Raw genomic sequence first — 19,783 nt, forward strand, 5'->3', positions numbered from 1 at the left:
CTCTCAGTCGTGCTGTGGGAAGCCCAGGTTGAGGCCGCCGTGCGACGGGTCGAGCCAGCGCGAGGTCACCGCCTTCTCCCGGGTGAAGAACGCGAAGCCCTGCGGTCCGTACGCTTTGGCGTCGCCGAACAGCGACGCCTTCCAGCCGCCGAAGGAGTGGTACGCGACGGGAACGGGGATCGGCACGTTCACGCCGACCATGCCGACACTCACCTCGCGCTGGAAGCGACGGGCGGCGCCGCCGTCGTTCGTGAAGATCGCGGTGCCGTTTCCGTACGGGCTCGCCTCGATGAGCGCGAGACCCTCCTCGTAGCCGGCGACCCGCACGACCGACAGCACCGGGCCGAAGATCTCGTCGGTGTAGACGGCCGACGAGGTGGGCACCTTGTCGATGAGTGTCGGGCCGAGCCAGAAGCCGTCGCCGTCGGCATCCGGCACCACGTCGCGGCCGTCGACGACGATCTCGGCGCCGTCGGCTTCGGCCACACCGAGATACCCGGCGACCTTGTCCCGGTGCTCTCGGGTGATGAGCGGCCCCATGTCGCAGCCGCGTGTGCCGTCGCCAGTGCGGAGCGTCGCGACGCGCTCCGCGATCTTGCCGACCAGTGCGTCGGCGATCGACTCGGTCGCGAGCAGCACCGAGACGGCCATGCACCGCTCTCCCGCCGAACCGAATCCGGCGTTCACGGCGGCGTCGGCGGCGAGGTCGAGGTCGGCATCCGGCAGCACCAGCATGTGGTTCTTCGCGCCGCCCAAAGCCTGCACGCGCTTGCCCTTCGCGCTCGCCCGCTCGTAGATGTAGCGAGCGATCGGCGTCGATCCGACGAAGGAGACCGCGCCGACCGTGGGGTGGTCGAGGATGGCGTCGACGGCCTCCTTGTCGCCGTGGACGACGTTCAGCACACCGCCCGGCAGCCCCGCGTCGGCGAACGCGCGCGCGATCCAGTCCGACGCGGTGGGGTCCTTCTCGCTCGGCTTGAGCACGACCGTGTTGCCCGCGACGAGCGCGATCGGCAGGAACCAGAGCGGCACCATCGCCGGGAAGTTGAACGGGCTGATGACCCCGACGACCCCGACCGGCTGCTTCAGGGTGTAGACGTCGACACCGGTCGAGACGCTGTCGGAGTACTCGCCCTTGAGGAGGTGCCCCGATCCGCAGGCGAACTCGACGACCTCGAGGCCGCGGGCGATCTCACCGAGCGCGTCGGAGAGGACCTTGCCGTGCTCGGCGGTGAGGATCTCGGCGAGCTCCTGCTTGCGGGCGTTCAGGATCTCGCGGAACGAGAACATGACGCCCTGCCGCTTGGCGATGCTCGCGTCGCGCCAGCCGGCGAGGGCTGTGGCGGCCCGTTCGACGGCGACGCCGACGTCGGCGCTGGTCGCCAGGCGGACCTGCCCGCTCACGCGGCCGGTCGCGGGGTTGTGGATCGGGCCGGTGCGGCCCGAGTCGCCGCTCCACGGGGCGCCGTCGACCCAGTGCTCGAGCACGGGCGTGGAAGTCTGGTCGGTCATGATTCCTCCGGAATGCGGTGCGGGTCAGAGCGCGGCGAAGGCCGCGTCGTAGATGTCGAGGGCGCGTCGCACCTCGTCGTCGGTGACGACGCAGGGCGGGACGACGTGGATGCGGTTGTCGGCGGCGAAGGGCAGCAGACCCCGTGCCATCAGGTCCTTCTTCAGCGCACCGATGACGGCAGGTGCAACCGGCTCGCGCGTGACCGGGTCGGCGACGAGCTCGAGTGCCCAGAAGACACCCTCGCCGCGGACTTCGCCGATGACGGGATGCCGCTCGGCGAGCGCCCGCAGGCCCGGCCCGAGGACGTCCTCGCCGATGCGGCGGGCGTTCTCGACGATTCCTTCGTCCTGCATGGCGTCGAGGGCTCCGACGATCGATGCCGCCGCCAGCGGGTGCCCGGAGTAGGTCAAGCCGCCGGGGAACACCCGCTCGTCGAAGGTGGCCGCAATGGCATCCGAGATGATGACACCGCCGATGGGGACGTACCCCGAGTTCACGCCTTTGGCGAAGGTGATGAGATCGGGCACGACGTCGTGCCCCTCGAAGGCGAACCAGCGTCCGGTGCGCCCGAACCCGCTCATCACCTCGTCGAGGATGAGCAGGATGCCGTACTCGTCGGCGAGCCGGCGGACACCGGCGAGGTAGCCGGGAGGCGGGACCATGATGCCCGCCGTGCCGGGGATGGACTCGAGCAGGATGGCAGCGATGGTCGCCGGCCCCTCCGCCTCGATCACCCGGCGCAGGTGGTGCAGCGCCCGCTCGCACTCTTCCTCGGGGGTCGTCGCCCAGAACTCGGACCGGTACAGGTAGGGGCCGAAGAAGTGCACGTGGCCGCGGGCGTACTCGTTGGGGATGCGGCGCCAGTCGCCGGTGGCCGCGATCGCGGCGCCGGTGTTGCCGTGATAGCTGCGATAGCGCGAGAGCACCTTGTCCCGCCCGGTGTGCAGGCGCGCCATCCGGATCGCGTTCTCGTTCGCATCCGCGCCACCGTTGGTGAAGAACACCTTCGAAAACCCGTCGGGCGCGAGGTCCACGATCCGCTTCGCGGCCTCGCCACGGGCGAGGTTCGCGGTCGAGGGCGCGATGGTCGTCAGCAGCTCGGCCTGCGCCGTGATGGCGTCGACGACAGCCGGATGCTGGTGCCCGATGTTGACGTTGACGAGTTGGCTCGAGAAGTCGAGCAGGCGGGTGCCGGCGTGATCCCACACGGTGGTCCCCGACCCGCCCGCGATTGGGAAGGGGTCGATGAGGGCCTGCGCGGACCAGGAGTGGAAGACGTGCGCACGGTCGAGCTCGCGGGTGCGGGTGTCGAGGTCATCGGTAGCCATCGGATGCTCCAGGGGTAGGGGACGGTCCCGGGGCGCGGGACGCACGCCCCGGGACCGTCGTGGTGATGCGGTTACTGTCCGCCCTCGGTGAGGGCGACCTCGATCGGCGCGTACTCGCCGTCGAGGGCGACACCCTCATCCTCGAGCTCCGCGAGCGCTTTCTCGATGTACTCGTTCGAGAAGGCGGATGCCGGGGGCTCTTCGGTGATGAGGTTCATGTCGTCCTGGTTGACTGCCGCGAGGGCGCCGTCGACGGTCTGATCCCACTTGTCCTGCTCGATCGTCCCGAACGGTGCGTCGGTCCAGATGAGCTTGTTGACCTCGTTGAGCTGCCACAGCTGGTGCACCGGGCCGACCGGGAAGGCGGCTTCGGCGTTCGAGGCGACGTCCCACACGAGCTCCGCGGACTCTTCGACGTTGTCACGGGCGTAGAGCCAGCCCTTTGTGACGGCCTTGAGGAAGCGCACGGCGGCGTCGGCGTAGGCCGGGTCCTCCTCGAGGCGCTGGGTGTCGGCCCAGATCGCGTCCTGGAGCATGGCGCCCTTGGTGTCCTCGTACGAGACCACGTCGAGGTCGTCGAGCGTGTAGAGCTCCCCTGTCTCGGGGTTCACGGTCTCGAGCACCTGGGCGAGCTCGTTGTACGTCATCGCCTGCGCGGCATCCACATCACCGTCGAGCAGGGCGTTCATCGAGAAGTCCTGCGTCGTGATGGAGACGGTGGAAGCGTCGACGCCGTCGGCAGCCATCGCGGCGAAGATCTCCCACTCGTTGCCGAAGCCCCACGACCCGATGCGCTTGCCCTCGAAGTCGCCGACCGAGGTGATGCCGTCGCCCTTCCACGACACCTGCGTGGTCCCCGAGCGCTGGAAGACCTGAGCGATGTCGGTGAGCTCGACGCCCGAGGTCTCGATGGTGCCGAGGACCTTCGGGACCCACGCGACGGCGAAGTCGACGTCGCCCGCGGCGAGGGCGTCCTGCGGGACGATATCGCCGCCCGAGGGCACGATGTCGACGCTGTCGAAGCCCTCCTCCTCGAAGTAGCCCATCTCCTGGGCCACGTAGTAGCCGGCGAACTGCGCCTGCGGCAGCCATTGCAGCTGCAGACTGATCTCGGTGAGCGGCTCGAAGTCGTCGTCGCTGCCGGCGGGGGTGGTGCTGGTGGTGCCCGCGCACGCGGACAGGGCGAGTGCGCCGGCGGTCACGGTCGTGACGACCGCGAACCGGCGTCGGGTGCTGTGTCGCATGGTGTTCCTTTCGGGAGTTCGGATGGTGCGGGTGGAGCCGGCCGGTCAGACGGGCGTCAGACCGGCCTCCGCCTGGTCACGAGGTGCTCGATGAGCACGGTGACGAGGAAGAAGACGAGACCGACGGCGATCGCGGCGCCGACGTAAGTCCAGGCGACGGCGGCGTTGCCGGTCTTGGCGTAGCTGGCGATCGCGGTGCCGAGGCCGTCGGTCGGTCCGCCGAAGTACTCCGCGACGAGGGCGGAGATGACGGCGACCGAGCTGGCGATACGGATGCCGGTGACGAGGTAGGGCAGTGCCACGGGCAGTGTGAGCCCCCGGAACTGCTGACCGGGCGTTGCGGCGTAGGCGAGGAACAGGTCGCGCTGGACGGGGCGCGACTGTCGGAGTCCTCGCAACACGTTTACGAAGACAGGGACGAATGCGGCGATTCCGGCGACCATCTGCCGACCGGTCTGGGCCGACGCGCCGAACATCGTGTTCAGCAGCGGGGTGAGCGCGACGATCGGTACCACCGCGATGGCCGCGACCACGGGCGCGAGCATGCCATCAGCCGGCCGCAGCCACGCGGCGAGTGCCGCAAGCGCGACGCCCAGGGCCGTCCCCGTAGCCAGTCCGACGAGCGTGTTCCCGCCCGTGACGAGCGCATCCTCCGCGACGACACCACCGATGCGCGTCGCAGTCTCGGCGACGTCGGCGGGTGCGGGGATCAGCGCCAGCCGCCCGATCTTGACCCCCGACAGCACTTGCCACACAAGAAGCAGCAGGATGCCGGTGGCCACCGGCGCGGCGATGCGGGCGACCCGCTCGGTCATCGTCATCGCGCGCTCACCGCTCGTTCGCGCGGGCGACGGGTGCCCCGTGGAGCGCTTCGCGCACCTCGGTCACCTTCTGGAAGAACTCGGGCGATTCGCGGAGCGAGTCTGGACGGTCGCCGCCGAACGGGATCGACACGAGATCGGTGATGCGTCCCGGGCGAGGCGACATCACGACGACCCGATCGGAGAGGTAGACGGCCTCGGGGATGGAGTGCGTCACGAACACGACGGCGGCCCCCGTCTCTGCGGTGATGCGGGTGAGCTCGGTCTGCATCCGCTCGCGCGTCATCTCGTCCAGCGCGCCGAACGGCTCGTCCATGAGCAGGAGCTTGGGCTGCGACGCGAGCGCACGAGCGATCGCGACGCGCTGCTGCATCCCGCCGGACAGCTCGTCGGGGTAGCGCCGCCCGAAGTCGGTGAGGCCGACCATCTCGGCGAGGTCCGCGGCGCGGGCCCGTCGCTCCGCGCCGCCGACTCCGTGCAGCTCGAGGGGCAGCACGATGTTCTCGAGGACGGTCCGCCAGGGCAGCAGCCCCGCCTGCTGGAAGGCGATGCCGTAGTCCTGGTCGAGGCGAGCCTTCTTGGGTGTCTTGCCGAAGACCTCCAGCGAGCCTGCGGTGGGCTGGTCGAGGTCGGCGATCAACCGCATAAGGGTCGACTTGCCGCACCCGGACGGCCCGATCAGCGACACGAACTCGCCGGCGGCGATCTCGAGATCGACCCCCGTGAGGGCGTGCACCTCCGTCGTGCGGCGGCCGCCGAAGGTGCGACCGACGCCTGCGGCGCGGACGGCGATCTCGCTCATGCGGGAATTCCTCTCGGTAGGGCTCGGAAGATCATGCGGATGCCTCGCCGCGGCGGTACCGGCGCAGACCCGACGCCGTAAGCGCGACCACTCCCGCCACGACCAGACCGAGCAGGACCGCGCCGAAGAGCGGGCCCCACGGCAAGGCGGGATCGGCCGACGCGGACTGGGCGGTCTGCAGCAGCATCCGTCCCAGTCCTCCACGCAGGCCGATCGACACCTCGGCGACGATGGCGCCGACGACGGCGTTCGCGGCCGCGAGACGGACGGCAGGAATCAGATACGGGACAGCGGACGGGAACCGCAGGCGTCGGAGCGTCTGTCCGTAGCCGGCCGCGTAACTGCGCATGAGGTCGAGATGGATCGCGTCGGGAGACGACAGGCCCTTCAGCGCGCCGATCGAGACGGGGAAGAACGCGAGGTAGGAGGCGATGACGGCGACCGAGAGCCATTCCGGCCACGGGAGACCAGCGCGATCGATCTGCGATCCGATCCGCGCGACAAGCGGCGCGAACGCGATGAGCGGCACCGTCTGCGATACGACGATCCAGGGCAGGAGACCGCGCTCGACGATGCGCCAGCGCTGCATCAGCAGTGCGAAGGCCACGCCGACCACGACGCCGATGATCCAGCCGACGAGCGCGATGCCGAGCGTGACCAGCCCCGCCCCCGCGACCGTCGCCCACAGCGGCGGGGTGTCGGCGCCGCTCGTGGGGTCGAACAGCCGCGCGATCATGTCGGTGACGTGCGGCATCGCACGGTCGTGCGTGCGGGGCAGGATGCGCAGGCCGCCGTCGCCGCCGATCACGACACCGTCGACCGGACCCAGCCACTTGTACGCCTCCCACAGCGCGACGAGGGCGAGCACGCCCAGCGCACCCCACCCCCATGCGGCTGCGGAGCGACGGGTCATGATTTGGCCGTGATGTGCTCGGAGAGGGCGGGGATCACGCTCTCGCCGTACACGCGCATCGTCTCCTCCTTGTTGTCGTGCTGGAGGTAGCCGGCGAACTGGGTGACGCCGAGGGCGCGAAGCTGCTCGAGCTTGGCGATGTGGTCCTCAGCGGTGCCGAGCAGGCAGAAGCGGTCGACGATCTCGTCGGGGACGAAGTCGACGTGGTCGTTGTCGCTCTTGCCGTGCGAGTTGTAGTCGTAGCCGGTGCGACCGGCGATGTAGTCGGTGAGTGCCTGCGGCACATCGCCCTCGGTGCCGTACTTCGACACGATGTCGGCGACGTGGTTGCCGACCATGCCACCGAACCACCGGCACTGCTCGCGCATGTGCTCCCAATCGTCGCCGATGTACATCGGGGCGGCGACGCAGAAGGCGATGGAGTCGGGGTCGCGACCGGCCGCCTCCGCGGCATCCCGCACGACCTTGATCATCCACGCGGCGATGTCGACGTCGGCGAGCTGGAGGATGAACCCGTCCCCGACCTCGCCGGTGAGCTTGAGCGCCATGGGGCCGTACGCGGCGACCCAGACGTCGAGTTCGGAGCCGCGGCTCCACGGGAACTGCAGCGTCGCACCCTTGTACTCCACCGGCCGGGAATTCCCGAGCTCCCGGATGACGTGGATCGATTCGCGCAGCTCCCGCATGGTGACGGGCTTGCCGTTGGTGACCCGCACCGCCGAGTCACCGCGTCCGATGCCGCAGATCGTGCGGTTGCCGTACATCTCGTTGAGCGTCGCGAAGACGGATGCCGTGACCGTCCAGTCTCGGGTGGCGGGGTTCGTGACGAAGGGCCCGACAGTGATGCGCTTGGTGGCGTTGAGGATCGCCGAGTGGACGACGTAGGGCTCCTCCCAGAGGAGGTGCGAGTCGAAGGTCCAGACGTGGCTGAAGCCGTGGGCCTCGGCGAGCGCGGACAGCTGCACGGTGCGCGAGGCGGGCGGGTTGGTCTGCAGGACGACGCCGAAGTCCATGGATGCTCTCTTTCGGGGTTCGGGTCAGATGAGGTACTGGCTGAGACCGCGCTTGACGAAGCGGCCGTCGCCCTTTCGACCGAGGTAGGCGCCGTCGTCGACGATGACCTTGCCGCGCGAGAGCACGGTGTCGACGTGCCCGTCGATCTCGAATCCCTCCCAGGCGGAGTGGTCCATGTTCATGTGGTGGGTCTTCTCGTACCCGATCGAGGTGTGCCCGTTCGGGTCGTAGATGACCACGTCCGCATCGGCACCCGGGGCGATGACCCCCTTCTTGCCGTACATGCCGAACATGCGCGCCGGAGTCGTGCTGGTGAGCTCGACCCAGCGCTCGAGGGTGATCTCGCCCGTCACGACGCCCTGGTACATGAGGTCGAGACGGTGCTCCACCGATCCGATGCCGTTGGGGATCGCACGGAAGTCGCCCCGGCCGAGCTCCTTCTGGTCCTTCATGCAGAACGGGCAGTGGTCGGTGGAGACCATCTGCAGGTCGTTCGTGCGCAGCGCCTGCCACATGTGGTCCTGGTGGCCCTCGGCGCGGGAGCGCAGCGGGGTCGAGCACACGTACTTCGCGCCCTCGAACGATCCCCACTCCTCGCTCTTCGCCCCGAGGTGCTCCTCGAGCGACAGGTAGAGGTACTGCGGGCAGGTCTCGCCGAAGACGTTCTGGCCCTTGTCGCGCGCCCAGGCGAGCTGCTCGACGGCCTGCTTCGCGCTGACGTGCACGACGTACAGCGGGGCACCGGTGATGTTCGAGAGCATGATCGCGCGATGGGTCGCCTCCTCCTCGGCCTGCCACACGCGGGCCTTGCCGTGGAAGAAGGGGTCGGTGTTGCCGGCCTTCACGAGCTGCTCGGCGAGCACGTCGATGACGGGCCCGTTCTCGGCGTGCATCATCGTCAAGAGGCCGGTGTCGGCCGAGACCTGCATCGCCTTGAGGATCTGCGCGTCGTCGGCGTAGAACACCCCCGGGTAGGCCATGAACATCTTGAAACTCGTGATGCCCTCGTCGATCAGCGTGGGGAGCGCCGCGAGCGAGTGCTCGTCGACACCGCCGATGATCTGGTGGAAGCCGTAGTCGACGGCGCACTCCCCCGCCGCGAGGGCATGCCAGGCCGCGAGCCCGTCTTCGACTCGCTCGCCCTGTCGCTGCACCGCGAAGTCGACGATGGTGGTCGTGCCGCCCCATGCGGCGGCGCGGGTGCCCGTCTCGAAGGTGTCCGACGCACTCGTGCCGCCGAAGGGCAGCTGCATGTGCGTGTGCGCGTCGATGCCGCCGGGGATCACGTATTTTCCCGTCGCGTCGATGACACTGTCGACGGATGCCGCCAGATCGTGCCCGAGCAGGGTGGAACCGGGCGTCAGCACGGCGACGATCGTCTCGCCGTCGATCAGGACATCGGCGGGGCCGCGACCGGTCGAGGAGACGACGGTACCGCCGGTGATGAGGGTGGTGGGCATGTGTCCTCCGGGGTGCGGGCGAGGTTACGGGGCGACGATCTCGGCGTACGAGTCGGGGCGGCGGTCGCGGTAGAACTGCCAGTCGTCGCGCATCTCGCGGACGAGGTCCATGTCGAGGTCGCGGATGAGGATCTCCTCGTCGGTGCCCGACCCGAGCTCGCCGACGTAGTTGCCGCGCGGGTCGACGATCTGGCTCGTGCCGTAGAAGGTGACCGCGTCGTCGCCGTACTCGTTGTCCTCCCGGCCGACGCGGTTCGGCGCCAGGACGAAGTACCCGTTGGCGACGGCCGCGGCCGGCTGCTCGACCTCCCAGAGGCGGTTCGACAGGCCCGGCTTGGTGGCGTTCGGGTTGAAGGCGAGGTGGGCGCCGTTCAGTCCGAGCTCGCGCCACGCCTCGGGGAAGTGCCGGTCGTAGCAGATGATGACACCCACCTTCCCGACGGCGGTGTCGAAGACGGGGTAGCCGATGTTGCCCGGACGGAAGTAGAACTTCTCCCAGAACTTCTCCACGTGAGGGATGTGGTGCTTGCGGTAAGAGCCGAGGATCGTGCCGTCGGCATCCACCACCACCGCCGTGTTGTAGTAGATGCCCGTCTGCGCCTCTTCGTAGATGGGGAGGACCATGACCATGCCGAGCTCCTTCGCGAGCGCCGCGAAGCGCTGCACGATGGGGCCGTCGACGGGCTCGGCGTACCGGTAGTACTTCTTCTCCTGCGTGATGCCGAAGTAGGGACCGTAGAACAGCTCCTGGAAGCAGATCACCTGGGCGCCCTGCGCTGCGGCCTCCCGCGCGAATTGCTCGTGCTTGTCGAGCATCGACTCCTTGTCGCCGGTCCACGTCGTCTGCGTGATCGCCGCCCTCACCGTTGCCATCTCGGCCTTCCTTCCCTCGGTTCTGTTACTGTCCTGCTTGAACATTTCTCGACAGTTTCCGGATGTGTCGGGGCCGTTAATCCTCTGGACACCTTCGATTCGGCGAGCAGGAGGACGGATGCTGCGCCCCGAAGCGCTGGAGAGCCGCACGCCCCTGGGCATGGCGGGCGAGATCGCCCGGCTCGTGGCCGACGGCTCGCTCGAACCGGGCGAGCGCCTGCCGACCGTGCGGGAGATGTCGGCCGCGCTCGGCGTCTCGGCGGGGACTGTCGCCGCCGCGTGGCGGGCCCTGTCGGACGCCGGCACGATCGTCTCGCGCGGCCGGGCCGGGAGCTTCGTGCGTGCTGAGCCGCGGGAGTGGCTGAGTCCACGGGTGCAGGGGCTGGCGGGAACCTCGCAGCCGGTGCGATTGGATCTCTCGCACGGAACTCCCGACCCGGCGATGCTGCCCGCACTCGAAGGCGCGTTCTCACGGGTCGCCCCTCGCGCCGACACCGGCCGCTACCACGACCTCCCCGTGCTCCCCGAACTGCACGACCACATCGCCGAGACCTGGCCCGCCCCGGGCGTCGAGACCTTCACCGTCGTCGACGGCGCCCTCGACGGCATCTCCCGGACGCTCGAGCAGGTCGTCCGCTTCGGGGACCGCGTGGCGATCGAGTCCCCGGGGTTCCCCTACTTCTTCGATCTGCTCGAGGCGCTCGGCGCGGAGCCCATCCCCCTCACACTCGATCGGGATGGCGTGACCCCCGGCTCGCTCTCGCGTGCACTCGCCCGCAAGCCCGCGGCGATCGTCCTGCAGCCACGCGCGCAGAATCCGACCGGCATCTCGATGACCGTCGAGCGCGCGCGCGTGCTCGCGCAGCTCATCATGCATTCTCCCGACGGTCGCCGCGTGACCGTGGTGGAAGACGACCACTCGGCGCTCATCTGCTCGGCACCGGACGTGACCCTCGCCCGATGGATCCCAGGCCAAGTGGTGCATGTCCGCAGCTTCTCGAAGTCGCACGGCCCCGACCTCCGGATCGCCGCCCTCGGCGGACCCGCCCGCGTCGTCGAACGCCTCATCGCGCGCAGGATGCTGGGCCCTGGCTGGACGTCACGACTGCTGCAGACCGTGCTCTTCGGGCTCCTGACCGATCCCGGATCGGTCGCGCGCGTGCGGACCGCGCGGCTCATCTACCGCGATCGCCTCGACCGGATGGCGACGGCGCTCCGCAAACTGGGCGTCGATGTCGGCGATCCCGATGGCATCAACTTGTGGCTGCCGGTGGCCGACGAGCGTGCGGCGCGGATGCGACTGGCCACCTCGGGGATCGCGGTGTCAGCCGGAATCCCGTACCGCGCGCCGGGCGATGCGTCGGCGACGCCCCACGTGCGCGTGACCGCCGGCGTCGTCACGGAGAACGTGCGGCTGGTCGCCGAGGCGCTCGCCGAGGCCGCGGAGGCCCCGGCGGTCGGCTGAGAGCAGGGGCCTGCCGAAAACGATCGTTTGCGGCGAGGTGACTCGTACAGCGCCGAGCAGGGGTCCAGAACGTGCGCCGTAAGCGGGTTTGGGCAGGCGTATTCGGTGGGCGCATCGAGCTCTGGCGCTCCGCTCCAGTCAGCTCAACGGTTGAGGAGCGCGGTCTGGATCTTCTCGGAGACGGCCTCGCGCAGCGGACGCACTGCGTCGGCGTCCCAGGACTCGGGGCTCAGGGTCCGGAATGACCATCCCAGGACCTCTCCGCGGGAGTGGACGGCAGCGTGAGTCCCGGTTTCATCAAGACCACGACAGTCTTCCGTCACTGTGAGTCGATCCTGTCGGGCAAGGTGAGCTTCTCGAGCCGGTGAAGACCGTTTGATGCGGTGAGGGGATGCCCAAACGGTTCATTGCACAGTGTATAGTCATCACATGCTGACTATTGCAGATCGCCTTGACGTGATGAACCGACTGGGACGGGCGATGGCCGACCCGACTCGTTCTCGCATCCTCCTCAGCCTTCTGTCCGGCCCGAGCTACCCGGCCGTGTTGTCGCGGGAGTTGGGGTTGTCGCGCTCGAACGTGTCGAACCATCTGACGTGTCTGCGGGGGTGCGGGATCGTGGTGGCCGAGCCCGAGGGACGGCAGACCCGTTACGAGGTCGCAGATCCGCACCTTGCCCGCGGGCTGACGGCGCTGGTTGACGTGACGCTCGCGGTTGACGAGAGCGTGCCGTGCATGGACCCAAACTGCGGGGTTGAGGGCTGCGTCGTCGGGGAAGTGCGGGCGTGAGCGCGGTCACGGGCTCGCAGGTCGAGCACGTCGATCTCGACGATGATGATGATGATGATGATGACAGGCCGTGGTATCGGAGCGCCAGTGTTCTGATCCCGATCGCTTCTGGCGTCGCGTTCGTCGCCGGTCTGGTGTGCGAGTGGACCGGCGCGGAGACCGCGGGGCTGGTGCTGTTCTGGATCGGTCTGCTGCTGGGCGCCTACACGTTCGTGCCGGGCGCGCTGCGCAAGCTGTTCACCAAGGGCAAGGTCGGCATCGGGCTGCTGATGACGATCAGCGCGACCGGCGCGGTGATCCTCGGCTATGTCGAGGAGGCTGCCGCGCTGGCGTTCCTGTACTCCATCGCGGAAGCGTTGGAAGACAAAGCGATGGACCGCGCCCGCGCAGGGTTGCGGGCGTTGTTGAAGCTCGTGCCCGACACTGCACTCGTCAAGCGCGGCGACGTCACGGCGGAGGTCGAGGCGAAGGAGCTGCAGGTCGGTGACGTGCTCGTGGTCCGGCCGGGTGAGCGGATCGCCACGGACGGCATCGTGCGCGCCGGTCGAAGCAGCCTGGACACGTCCGCAATCACCGGCGAGTCGATCCCGGTCGAGGTCGATCCCGGCACCGACGTGTCGGCCGGATCGATCAACACCACTGGCGTCCTCGAGGTTGAGGCTACCGCCGCCGGTACCGACAACTCGCTCACCACGATCGTCGATCTGGTCGAGCAGGCCCAAGCTGAGAAGGGCGACCGTGCCCGCCTGGCCGACCGGATCGCCCGCCCTCTCGTTCCCGGCGTGATGATCCTCGCCGTGCTGGTCGGGGTGCTCGGGTCGCTGCTGAGCGGCGACCCTGAGCTGTGGATCACCCGCGCTCTGGTCGTGCTGGTCGCAGCCTCGCCGTGCGCTCTGGCGATCGCTGTCCCGGTGACCGTCGTATCCGCGATCGGTGCGGCCTCCAAGTTCGGCGTGGTCGTAAAGTCTGGGGCCGCGTTCGAGCGGTTCGGTGGCATCCGCCATCTCGCCGTCGACAAGACCGGCACCCTGACCCGCAACGAGCCCACCGTGGCGCGCGTCGTCACTGTCGCGGGGGCGACTGAGGCTGATGTACTCGCGTGGGCGGCGAGCCTGGAGGGCCACAGCACGCACCCCCTGGCCGCAGCGATCACCAGTGCGGTTCCCGGCGCACGGGCCGCCGCAGACGTCGTCGAGACCGCCGGGCACGGCATTGCCGGCACCCTTGACGGCGCACGTCTCGCCGTGGGAAGCCCGCGGTGGCTGCACGCGGGTACGATGGCCACCGACGTTCAGGCAATGGAATCCGAGGGGATGACCGTCGTCATCCTGCATCGCGGCGACAAACCAGTCGGTGCGATCGGGGTGCGGGACGAACTGCGTCCCGAAGTGCCTGAGGTCATCGCCACACTGAATCGTCGTGGAGTTGGAGTGACGATGCTCACCGGTGATAACACCCGCACCGCCGCAGCTCTGGCTGCCCAAGCCGGCATCAGCGACGTGCGCGCCGAACTGCGTCCCGAGGACAAGGCTGCCGCTGTCACGAAACTGTCGAAGTCGCAGCCCACCGCCATGATCGGAGACGGCATCAACGACGCCCCCGCTCTCGCAGCCGCCGACCTAGGAATCGCGATGGGGGCCAAGGGCGCGGATGCCGCGATCGAGTCAGCCGACGTCGCATTCACCGGACATGACCTGCGTCTCATCCCGCAGGCCCTCGCTCACGCCCGCCGCGGCCGCAGCATCATCAACCAGAACGTCGTGCTCTCCATCGCGATCATCGCTGTCCTGCTGCCGCTGGCGATCACCGGCATGCTCGGGCTCGCCGCCGTCGTGCTCGTCCACGAGGTCGCCGAGGTCATCGTGATCCTCAACGGCCTCCGCGCAGCACGACGCACAAGAGCATGACCGGGCACGTTGATGGCCCTGCCTCGGAAACGGCGGATGCCTCGGTGAGTTCCGCGGGCCCTCTCAGCCCGCATGTGCGACCCCGACTGTTCCTGCTCGCGGTCGCCGTCGCCGCAGGTGCGGTGCTCATCGACCAAGGCACCAAAGCACTCGCTCTCGCAGAGCTCAGCGAGCAAGACCGTGTCCCGCTCCTCGGAGACTGGCTCGGCCTACAACTCGCCTTCAACCCCGGCACCGTCATGTCCTTGGGATCCGGCTCGACCTGGCTGATCACCCTCATCGCGGCTGCGGCAACCATTGCCCTGCTCATCGCTGCCACACGCGCCCGCACCGCAGGATGGGCGGTCGCGATCGGACTGCTGTGGGGAGGCGCAGTCGGCAACCTCCTAGACCGGCTTCTCGCCCCGCCCGGATTCGGCCGCGGCCACGTCACAGACTTCCTGGCCTACGGCAACCTCTTCATCGGCAACCTAGCCGACGTCATCCTCGGCGTTGGCGTGGGGCTTGGCCTGCTGCTCTACCTCCGGAAAGCGAACACATGATTCTCTCTATCCTCCAAGCGATCGGCTTGTTCCTCGCCACAAACATCGACGACATCATCGTGCTGTCCCTTTTCTTCGCCCGCGGCGCGGGGCAACGCGGCACGACGGTTCGAATCCTGGTGGGTCAGTACCTGGGATTCGTCGGTATTCTCGGTGCTGCCGTACTCGTCGCTCTCGGCGCCGGAGCCTTCCTGCCCCCCGAAGTCATTCCATACTTCGGCCTCATCCCGCTGGCGTTGGGGTTATGGGCAGCGTGGCAAGCATGGCGTCGCCGGCACGATGACGATGACGACGAGGGAAAGATCGAAGGCAAGAAGGTCGCGATCTGGGCCGTGGCCGGGGTCACCTTCGCTAACGGCGGTGACAACATCGGCGTCTACGTCCCCGTATTCCTCAACGTCGGACCCGCGGCTGTAGTCGCATACTGCGTCGTGTTCCTCGCGCTCGTCGCTGTGCTCGTCATCGTCGCCAAGTTCATCGCCACACGACGTCCGATCGCCGAGATTTTGGAGCGCTGGGAACACATCCTGTTCCCGCTCGTCCTCATCGGGCTTGGCGTCTTCATCCTGATCAGCGGGGGAGCATTCGGGCTCTGAGACCACGCGCAACGACATTGAGCTTGCCGCCTGCGGTGCCCCGTAAACGATCGATTCTGGTCGGTGCAGTCCCTGGGCGCTCGGGAGCTTGCCGCTACTGTTTGCCGGAATCCTGTTTCGGCAGGCAGTTTCGGTGAACCATCGTGCTCAGCGGGGCAGCGCGGTGAGTCCGCTCTGATCGAAGACCAAGATGTCACCGTCGTTCGTGATGGTGATCGCCTGTGCGGCACCGTGGGTGGTGCCGGCGGGTGCCCACTCCGCGTTTGCTGCGGGTCTGACCCAGATTTGTCCACCGTTGCCGACACCGACGAGGCGCTTGCTATCGGGGGAGGCGGCGAGGAGGTAGAGCAGCGGTGCATCGTTCAGGGTAGTGAACGTGGCACCCTCATCGGTGCTGACCTGCAGCCCGTCTGGGGTGGCGGCGAACAGTTGCCCGGTGGCGTCGATGGCGAGGCTGACCGCGACGACTTCCCCGGCTGGCGACCATGTCTGTCCGGTGTCGTCGCTGCGGAGTAGTTCGATGGAGTCTGACGCAAGCCCGTACAGGGTGTTGTCCGGGCCGGCGGCGAGGACGTGGAAGTCCTTCTCGCCGGTGAGCGAGACCGGCGACCAGGATCGGACGCTGTCGTCGCTTTGGATGATTCCGAGGTTGGGGGAGCCGAGTTCGGGGGCCGTTGTTCGCCCGGGGTGTCCAGACGCGATGAGGGTATCCCCGATGGCGGTGAGGCCCATCGCGTCAAAGTCGGTGTTCGGGACGCGGTCGCCGATTTCGCCGTCGAGTGTGGCGGTGTAGATCCCGTCATGGGCGCCGATGAGGTAGCCGTCTCCGGCGGGGTCAGGCACGATCGCGTGGACGTGTTCGATGGTGGTGGCGTGGTCGTGTCCGGTGGTGGGCTCGGCGGGCGCTGTGCACCCGGCCAGCGCGATGCTGGCCGCGAGTGTGGTCGCGATCGTTAGCGTTGCACGGCGTGGTCGACGGATAGTGGGCAGGGGAGAGTTCGTGAGGGTTCGCATGATGGTGTGCGCAACAGATCACTGGGTGGGGTGCGGGAGTCCCGCACCCCACCTCATGGATCACAGGGTTGGGAGCCTGACCCGGTTTCCCGGACGGTTCTTGTGTGTTGATCATGCCGCGATTTCGGCGGCGGTGTGAAGGGCTTCGTATTCGGCGGGGCTGAGGTTGCCGAGGCTGGTGTGCCGGCGGCGAGGGTTGTAGAACCCCTCGATCCCCTCGAACATGGCCGACGCGAGTTGCGTCCTTGAGTCCCAGGACGTGCGATCCAGTAGCTCGCGCTGCATCGTTGACCAGAAGCTCTCGATGAGGGCGTTATCGACGCTTGAGGCGACTCTGCCCATCGAGCCGAGGAGACCCGCTTGGCGGAGTCGGTGCCCGAAGAGCCACGAGGTGTATTGCGCTCCTCGATCCGCGTGGACCACGGTTCCGGGCTCGGGGCGGCGGCGCCACCGGGCCATTTCGAGCGCGTCAACAACGATCTCTGCAGTGATCCGATCCGAGATCGACCAGCCCACGATCCGGCGGCTGAACGCGTCGATCACGGCGGCGCAGTAAACCCATCCGTCCCTCGCGCGGTGCTGCGTGATGTCGCAGAACCAGAGCCGGTTCGGCGCGTCGGCGCGGAACTGCCGCTTCACGAGGTCCTCGTGCGTGGCGGTGTCCGGCTTCCAGCCGCGCCGCTTGCGGCGATGCGAGACACCGACCAGCCCCTCCCGCCGCATCAGCCTCGCGACGCGCTTCCGGCCGACGTGAACGCCGAGCCCGAGTCGCAACTCCGCCAGCACGCGAGGAGCACCATAGGTTTCGCGGGAATCAGCGTGAATGCGACGGATCGTCATCGTCAGCTCCGCATCCGCGAGAGCCCGCGGTGATGGCGGTCGACGCACCCACTCGTAGAAGCCAGACTTCGAGACGTTCAGGAACCGGCAGGCCACCACGACGGGAACACCGTCCGCGGCGAGCTCCTGGACCAGCCGGAACCCTATTTTGGGAGCGCGTTCTCCCTCGCGAAGTAGGCCGACGCGCGCTTGAGGATCTCAATCTCCATCTCCAGCACACGGTTCCGGCGCCGCAACTCGACAAGCTCACGGTGCTCATCGCTGGTCATGCCGGGCTTGCGGCCAGAGTCGACCGCGTCCCGATTCATCCAGTTCCGCAGACAGGACTCGCTGATCCCGAGATCACGCGCGGTCTGCGCGACGGGACTTCCCTGGGCGACCAGATCCAGGGCTCGACGCCGGAACTCCGGCGGGTGGGCAGCAGGCATCTCACGGACTCCTTCCGAGACGATCATCGCCTCAACTCAGGCGTCCGGAAAAGCGGGTCAGGCTCCATCCCTCGCACCTGACCCTCGACACGGTTCAACCGCTTGCGCAGATCGTCCTTGTTTCCGTCACACCCGTTCATGATTCGAAGATACCCCCTGGGGGTATGCAACTCAAGTGGTTCCGGTTCCATTCCCGACGTGAGTACTTGTCTGCACGTCACTCACGCTGCGCCACGCGATTCGTCGGCCGTACTGTCCCGAGTATCCGGAGTCGCGGCGGAGACTCGCGAACGCGGCCCGCCACAGCTACCACGCCCCGGCGGGGTACTCAAGGGCCTCAATGAGTGGAGGACGCGAGCGTAGCTTCGTGGCTCACGAAACTCGTGGCTCACGAAAGGACCCCCTCATGTCTACTACCGAGGAAATGCTCCGCACCTACCCGAAAGACCTAGGCGGAATCGATCAGGAGAAGCTCGCTGAGTGCATCGACGCGTGTCTGGAATGCGCGCAAGCATGCACCGCGTGTGCCGACGCCTGCCTCAGCGAGGACATGGTCGCTGACCTGACCAAATGCATCCGCACAAACCTGGACTGCGCAGACCTTTGCGACGCCACAGCCCGCATCCTCTCCCGTCACACCGGGTACGACGCCAACCTCACCCGCGCCGCGCTCGAAGCCTGTCGAACGGCCTGTACGAGCTGCGTCAACGAGTGCGAACAGCACACCATGCACGAGCACTGCATCATCTGCGCCGAGGCATGCCGGCGCTGCGAACAAGCCTGCACCGCTCTGCTGGAGACGCTATGACACAACACCACGCCGACAACGGTGCACGCCCGCCCGTACCGGAATCGCACGAACAAGACCACGGCGGGATGTCGGGCTACCTCAAACTCGCCATCTCCCTGACGCTCAGCTTCGTCGTGATGTACTTCCTCACGTTCGCGATGATCAACGTCCTCGATGACCTCTTCCTCAACATCAGCAACCTATACATGGCTCTGATGATGGTGTTCCCCATGGGCATCATCATGCTCATCGTCATGTGGAAGATGTTCCCGAACAAGGCAGTGAACGTCGGGCTGCTCGTAGGCTTCGCCGCACTATTTCTCGTCGCGTTCTTCATGGGCCGCGCAGAAGCCTTCGTCGGTGACGACCAGTTCCTCCGCTCCATGATCCCGCACCATTCGCGAGCGATTCTGGTATGTGAGCAGTCAGACATCAGCGACACGGAAATCCAAGACCTGTGCAAGAAGATCATCTCTTCACAACAAGAAGAGATCGACCAGATGAACGACATCCTCGAGCGGCTCAACAACTAGTCAGTTGTCAGAGGGGGCGCGCTCGGACTCCGGACCCGCCGCGGGTCCAGCGGTGTCCAGGTTGACCCCGCACGCGGTACGCGTGGAGGTTTGGCGAGACCGCCGTAAACGATCGTTTTCGGTATGGGTGCCGTGTCTGGTTGGACTATCGCGCCGGAAACCATGATCGCAACCATGTTTCGGCGGACGTTTCCGGCCGACTCGAGAAGGTTCAGGGCGCGTGCTGAGTCGTTCCGAGAAGCGACCCGGTCAGTATCGCAGGAGCCAGTGGCGGGCCCGGGAAGAGTCCAACCATTCGGGGTCGAACGGCTCATCGAGGCCGGTGTAGCTGGCTATCAGACGTAGGGAGGAGGAGAGGTAGTGGCCCATGCTCCAGTCGAGGGATGCCTCGGCGGCGAGGGGGGCACCCTCGCCCTCGTCGCTGTCGCGTCGGAACAGCGGGCCAAACTCTCTTTCGATCCTGCCTCCACGGCCGAGCATCAGTCGTGAGACAGCGTTGACGTTCACGAACAGGCTGCCGGCAGGACCGGGCTCGGCGAGACGTTGGAACGGTTCTTCGGTCGACCCAAGGTATCCGTTCTCTTCCCAGATGATGACGTGGCGTCCCGATTCGATTGTGATGGCGTTCACGACGTCCGTTTCGCTCCCGTTCCACGCAACGTCTCGTGCTTCGTCGTAGCTCATCACCTCCACGGGGTCCGGCTGGAGGGCACAGATAGCGTCTTCAGTCGAGGGCGCTACAGCGACGGAGATGCATGCGACGAGTTCGCCGTTGTCAGCCCATGGGTAGTCAGACATCGAGATCCTCCGTTGTGCAATGCCGCGCGATCATGCCGTTCTCATCGATGGCTCCTCCTCATTCTGGCTGATGACAACGGCACACGCGGCGTTCAGCCGGGCGACAAGGCGGG

At 67.5% G+C, this 19,783-nt stretch carries 20 protein-coding genes; 7 read left to right on the top strand and 13 right to left on the bottom strand.

The window, feature by feature from the left end; translation table 11 throughout:
- Positions 1 to 3: 3 nt before the first annotated feature.
- The 9 genes from BKA24_RS14165 to BKA24_RS14205 all read right to left on the bottom strand — a co-directional run bounded on the left by BKA24_RS14165 (position 4) and on the right by BKA24_RS14205 (position 9,968).
- Positions 4 to 1,512 (bottom strand): CoA-acylating methylmalonate-semialdehyde dehydrogenase, encoded by a 1,509-nt coding sequence (locus BKA24_RS14165; protein ID WP_184219616.1) that lies wholly within the window; start codon positions 1,510 to 1,512, stop codon positions 4 to 6.
- 24 nt (positions 1,513 to 1,536) lie between these two features.
- Positions 1,537 to 2,841, bottom strand: a complete 1,305-nt coding sequence (locus tag BKA24_RS14170; protein ID WP_184219620.1) for an aspartate aminotransferase family protein — start codon at positions 2,839 to 2,841, stop codon at positions 1,537 to 1,539.
- A gap of 71 nt (positions 2,842 to 2,912) precedes the next feature.
- Positions 2,913 to 4,085 carry an ABC transporter substrate-binding protein gene (locus tag BKA24_RS14175; RefSeq protein WP_184219624.1) on the bottom strand — a complete coding sequence of 391 codons (1,173 nt, stop codon included), beginning with the start codon at positions 4,083 to 4,085 and terminating at the stop codon, positions 2,913 to 2,915.
- Between the two features lie 56 nt (positions 4,086 to 4,141).
- Positions 4,142 to 4,906, bottom strand: a complete 765-nt coding sequence (locus BKA24_RS14180) for an ABC transporter permease (RefSeq protein ID WP_246367105.1) — start codon at positions 4,904 to 4,906, stop codon at positions 4,142 to 4,144.
- 7 nt (positions 4,907 to 4,913) lie between these two features.
- Positions 4,914 to 5,708, bottom strand: a complete 795-nt coding sequence (locus BKA24_RS14185; protein ID WP_184219627.1) for an ABC transporter ATP-binding protein — start codon at positions 5,706 to 5,708, stop codon at positions 4,914 to 4,916.
- A gap of 31 nt (positions 5,709 to 5,739) precedes the next feature.
- On the bottom strand, positions 5,740 to 6,621 hold the full coding sequence (locus BKA24_RS14190; protein ID WP_184219631.1) for an ABC transporter permease: 882 nt from the start codon (positions 6,619 to 6,621) through the stop codon (positions 5,740 to 5,742).
- Positions 6,618 to 7,634 carry a TIGR03842 family LLM class F420-dependent oxidoreductase gene (locus BKA24_RS14195; RefSeq protein ID WP_184219633.1) on the bottom strand — a complete coding sequence of 339 codons (1,017 nt, stop codon included), beginning with the start codon at positions 7,632 to 7,634 and terminating at the stop codon, positions 6,618 to 6,620. Before BKA24_RS14195 ends, BKA24_RS14190 begins: the two co-directional genes overlap by 4 nt.
- Before the next feature lie 24 nt (positions 7,635 to 7,658).
- Positions 7,659 to 9,095: a dihydropyrimidinase gene (gene hydA, locus BKA24_RS14200; protein ID WP_184219636.1), complete on the bottom strand. Its 1,437-nt coding sequence runs from the start codon at positions 9,093 to 9,095 to the stop codon at positions 7,659 to 7,661.
- A 24-nt stretch (positions 9,096 to 9,119) separates the two neighbouring features.
- The gene (locus tag BKA24_RS14205) at positions 9,120 to 9,968 is read right to left on the bottom strand and encodes a nitrilase-related carbon-nitrogen hydrolase (RefSeq protein WP_184219639.1); all 849 of its coding nucleotides are present in this window, start codon (positions 9,966 to 9,968) and stop codon (positions 9,120 to 9,122) included.
- 118 nt (positions 9,969 to 10,086) lie between these two features.
- Between BKA24_RS14205 and BKA24_RS14210 the strand changes: the two genes are divergently transcribed.
- From BKA24_RS14210 to BKA24_RS14230, 5 genes are all read left to right on the top strand, one after another.
- Positions 10,087 to 11,433: an aminotransferase class I/II-fold pyridoxal phosphate-dependent enzyme gene (locus BKA24_RS14210; protein WP_184219641.1), complete on the top strand. Its 1,347-nt coding sequence runs from the start codon at positions 10,087 to 10,089 to the stop codon at positions 11,431 to 11,433.
- A 429-nt stretch (positions 11,434 to 11,862) separates the two neighbouring features.
- Positions 11,863 to 12,222 (top strand): Cd(II)/Pb(II)-sensing metalloregulatory transcriptional regulator CmtR, encoded by a 360-nt coding sequence (gene cmtR / locus BKA24_RS14215; protein ID WP_184219644.1) that lies wholly within the window; start codon positions 11,863 to 11,865, stop codon positions 12,220 to 12,222.
- Positions 12,219 to 14,129 carry a heavy metal translocating P-type ATPase gene (locus BKA24_RS14220; protein ID WP_343066133.1) on the top strand — a complete coding sequence of 637 codons (1,911 nt, stop codon included), beginning with the start codon at positions 12,219 to 12,221 and terminating at the stop codon, positions 14,127 to 14,129. Before cmtR ends, BKA24_RS14220 begins: the two co-directional genes overlap by 4 nt.
- 44 nt (positions 14,130 to 14,173) lie before the next feature.
- The gene (locus tag BKA24_RS14225) at positions 14,174 to 14,671 is read left to right on the top strand and encodes a signal peptidase II (RefSeq protein WP_343066134.1); all 498 of its coding nucleotides are present in this window, start codon (positions 14,174 to 14,176) and stop codon (positions 14,669 to 14,671) included.
- Positions 14,668 to 15,267 (top strand): cadmium resistance transporter, encoded by a 600-nt coding sequence (locus BKA24_RS14230; RefSeq protein WP_184219652.1) that lies wholly within the window; start codon positions 14,668 to 14,670, stop codon positions 15,265 to 15,267. The genes BKA24_RS14225 and BKA24_RS14230 overlap by 4 nt, the downstream gene beginning before the upstream one ends.
- Before the next feature lie 147 nt (positions 15,268 to 15,414).
- Here the strand turns inward: BKA24_RS14230 and BKA24_RS14235 are convergent, their stop codons facing one another.
- The 3 genes from BKA24_RS14235 to BKA24_RS14245 all read right to left on the bottom strand — a co-directional run bounded on the left by BKA24_RS14235 (position 15,415) and on the right by BKA24_RS14245 (position 17,549).
- On the bottom strand, positions 15,415 to 16,281 hold the full coding sequence (locus BKA24_RS14235) for a F510_1955 family glycosylhydrolase (RefSeq protein ID WP_184219655.1): 867 nt from the start codon (positions 16,279 to 16,281) through the stop codon (positions 15,415 to 15,417).
- A gap of 111 nt (positions 16,282 to 16,392) precedes the next feature.
- The gene (locus BKA24_RS14240; RefSeq protein ID WP_343066135.1) at positions 16,393 to 17,220 is read right to left on the bottom strand and encodes an IS3 family transposase; all 828 of its coding nucleotides are present in this window, start codon (positions 17,218 to 17,220) and stop codon (positions 16,393 to 16,395) included.
- Between the two features lie 44 nt (positions 17,221 to 17,264).
- Positions 17,265 to 17,549: a transposase gene (locus tag BKA24_RS14245; RefSeq protein WP_184219658.1), complete on the bottom strand. Its 285-nt coding sequence runs from the start codon at positions 17,547 to 17,549 to the stop codon at positions 17,265 to 17,267.
- 406 nt (positions 17,550 to 17,955) lie between these two features.
- Between BKA24_RS14245 and BKA24_RS14250 the strand changes: the two genes are divergently transcribed.
- Together BKA24_RS14250 and BKA24_RS14255 are read left to right on the top strand one after the other, a co-directional pair.
- Entirely contained in the window at positions 17,956 to 18,357 is a 402-nt protein-coding gene (locus BKA24_RS14250; RefSeq protein ID WP_184219661.1) for a four-helix bundle copper-binding protein, read from the top strand.
- Complete coding sequence (locus BKA24_RS14255; RefSeq protein WP_246367107.1) at positions 18,309 to 18,872, top strand: DUF305 domain-containing protein; 564 nt, start codon at positions 18,309 to 18,311, stop codon at positions 18,870 to 18,872. The genes BKA24_RS14250 and BKA24_RS14255 overlap by 49 nt, the downstream gene beginning before the upstream one ends.
- A 249-nt stretch (positions 18,873 to 19,121) precedes the next feature.
- On the opposite strand, the gene BKA24_RS14260 is transcribed toward BKA24_RS14255, so the two are convergent.
- Positions 19,122 to 19,670, bottom strand: a complete 549-nt coding sequence (locus tag BKA24_RS14260) for a DUF6461 domain-containing protein (protein WP_184219664.1) — start codon at positions 19,668 to 19,670, stop codon at positions 19,122 to 19,124.
- Positions 19,671 to 19,783: the final 113 nt, after the last annotated feature.

Source organism: Microbacterium marinum, from assembly GCF_014204835.1.
In the GTDB taxonomy this organism is placed as follows: Bacteria; Actinomycetota; Actinomycetes; order Actinomycetales; family Microbacteriaceae; genus Microbacterium; species Microbacterium marinum.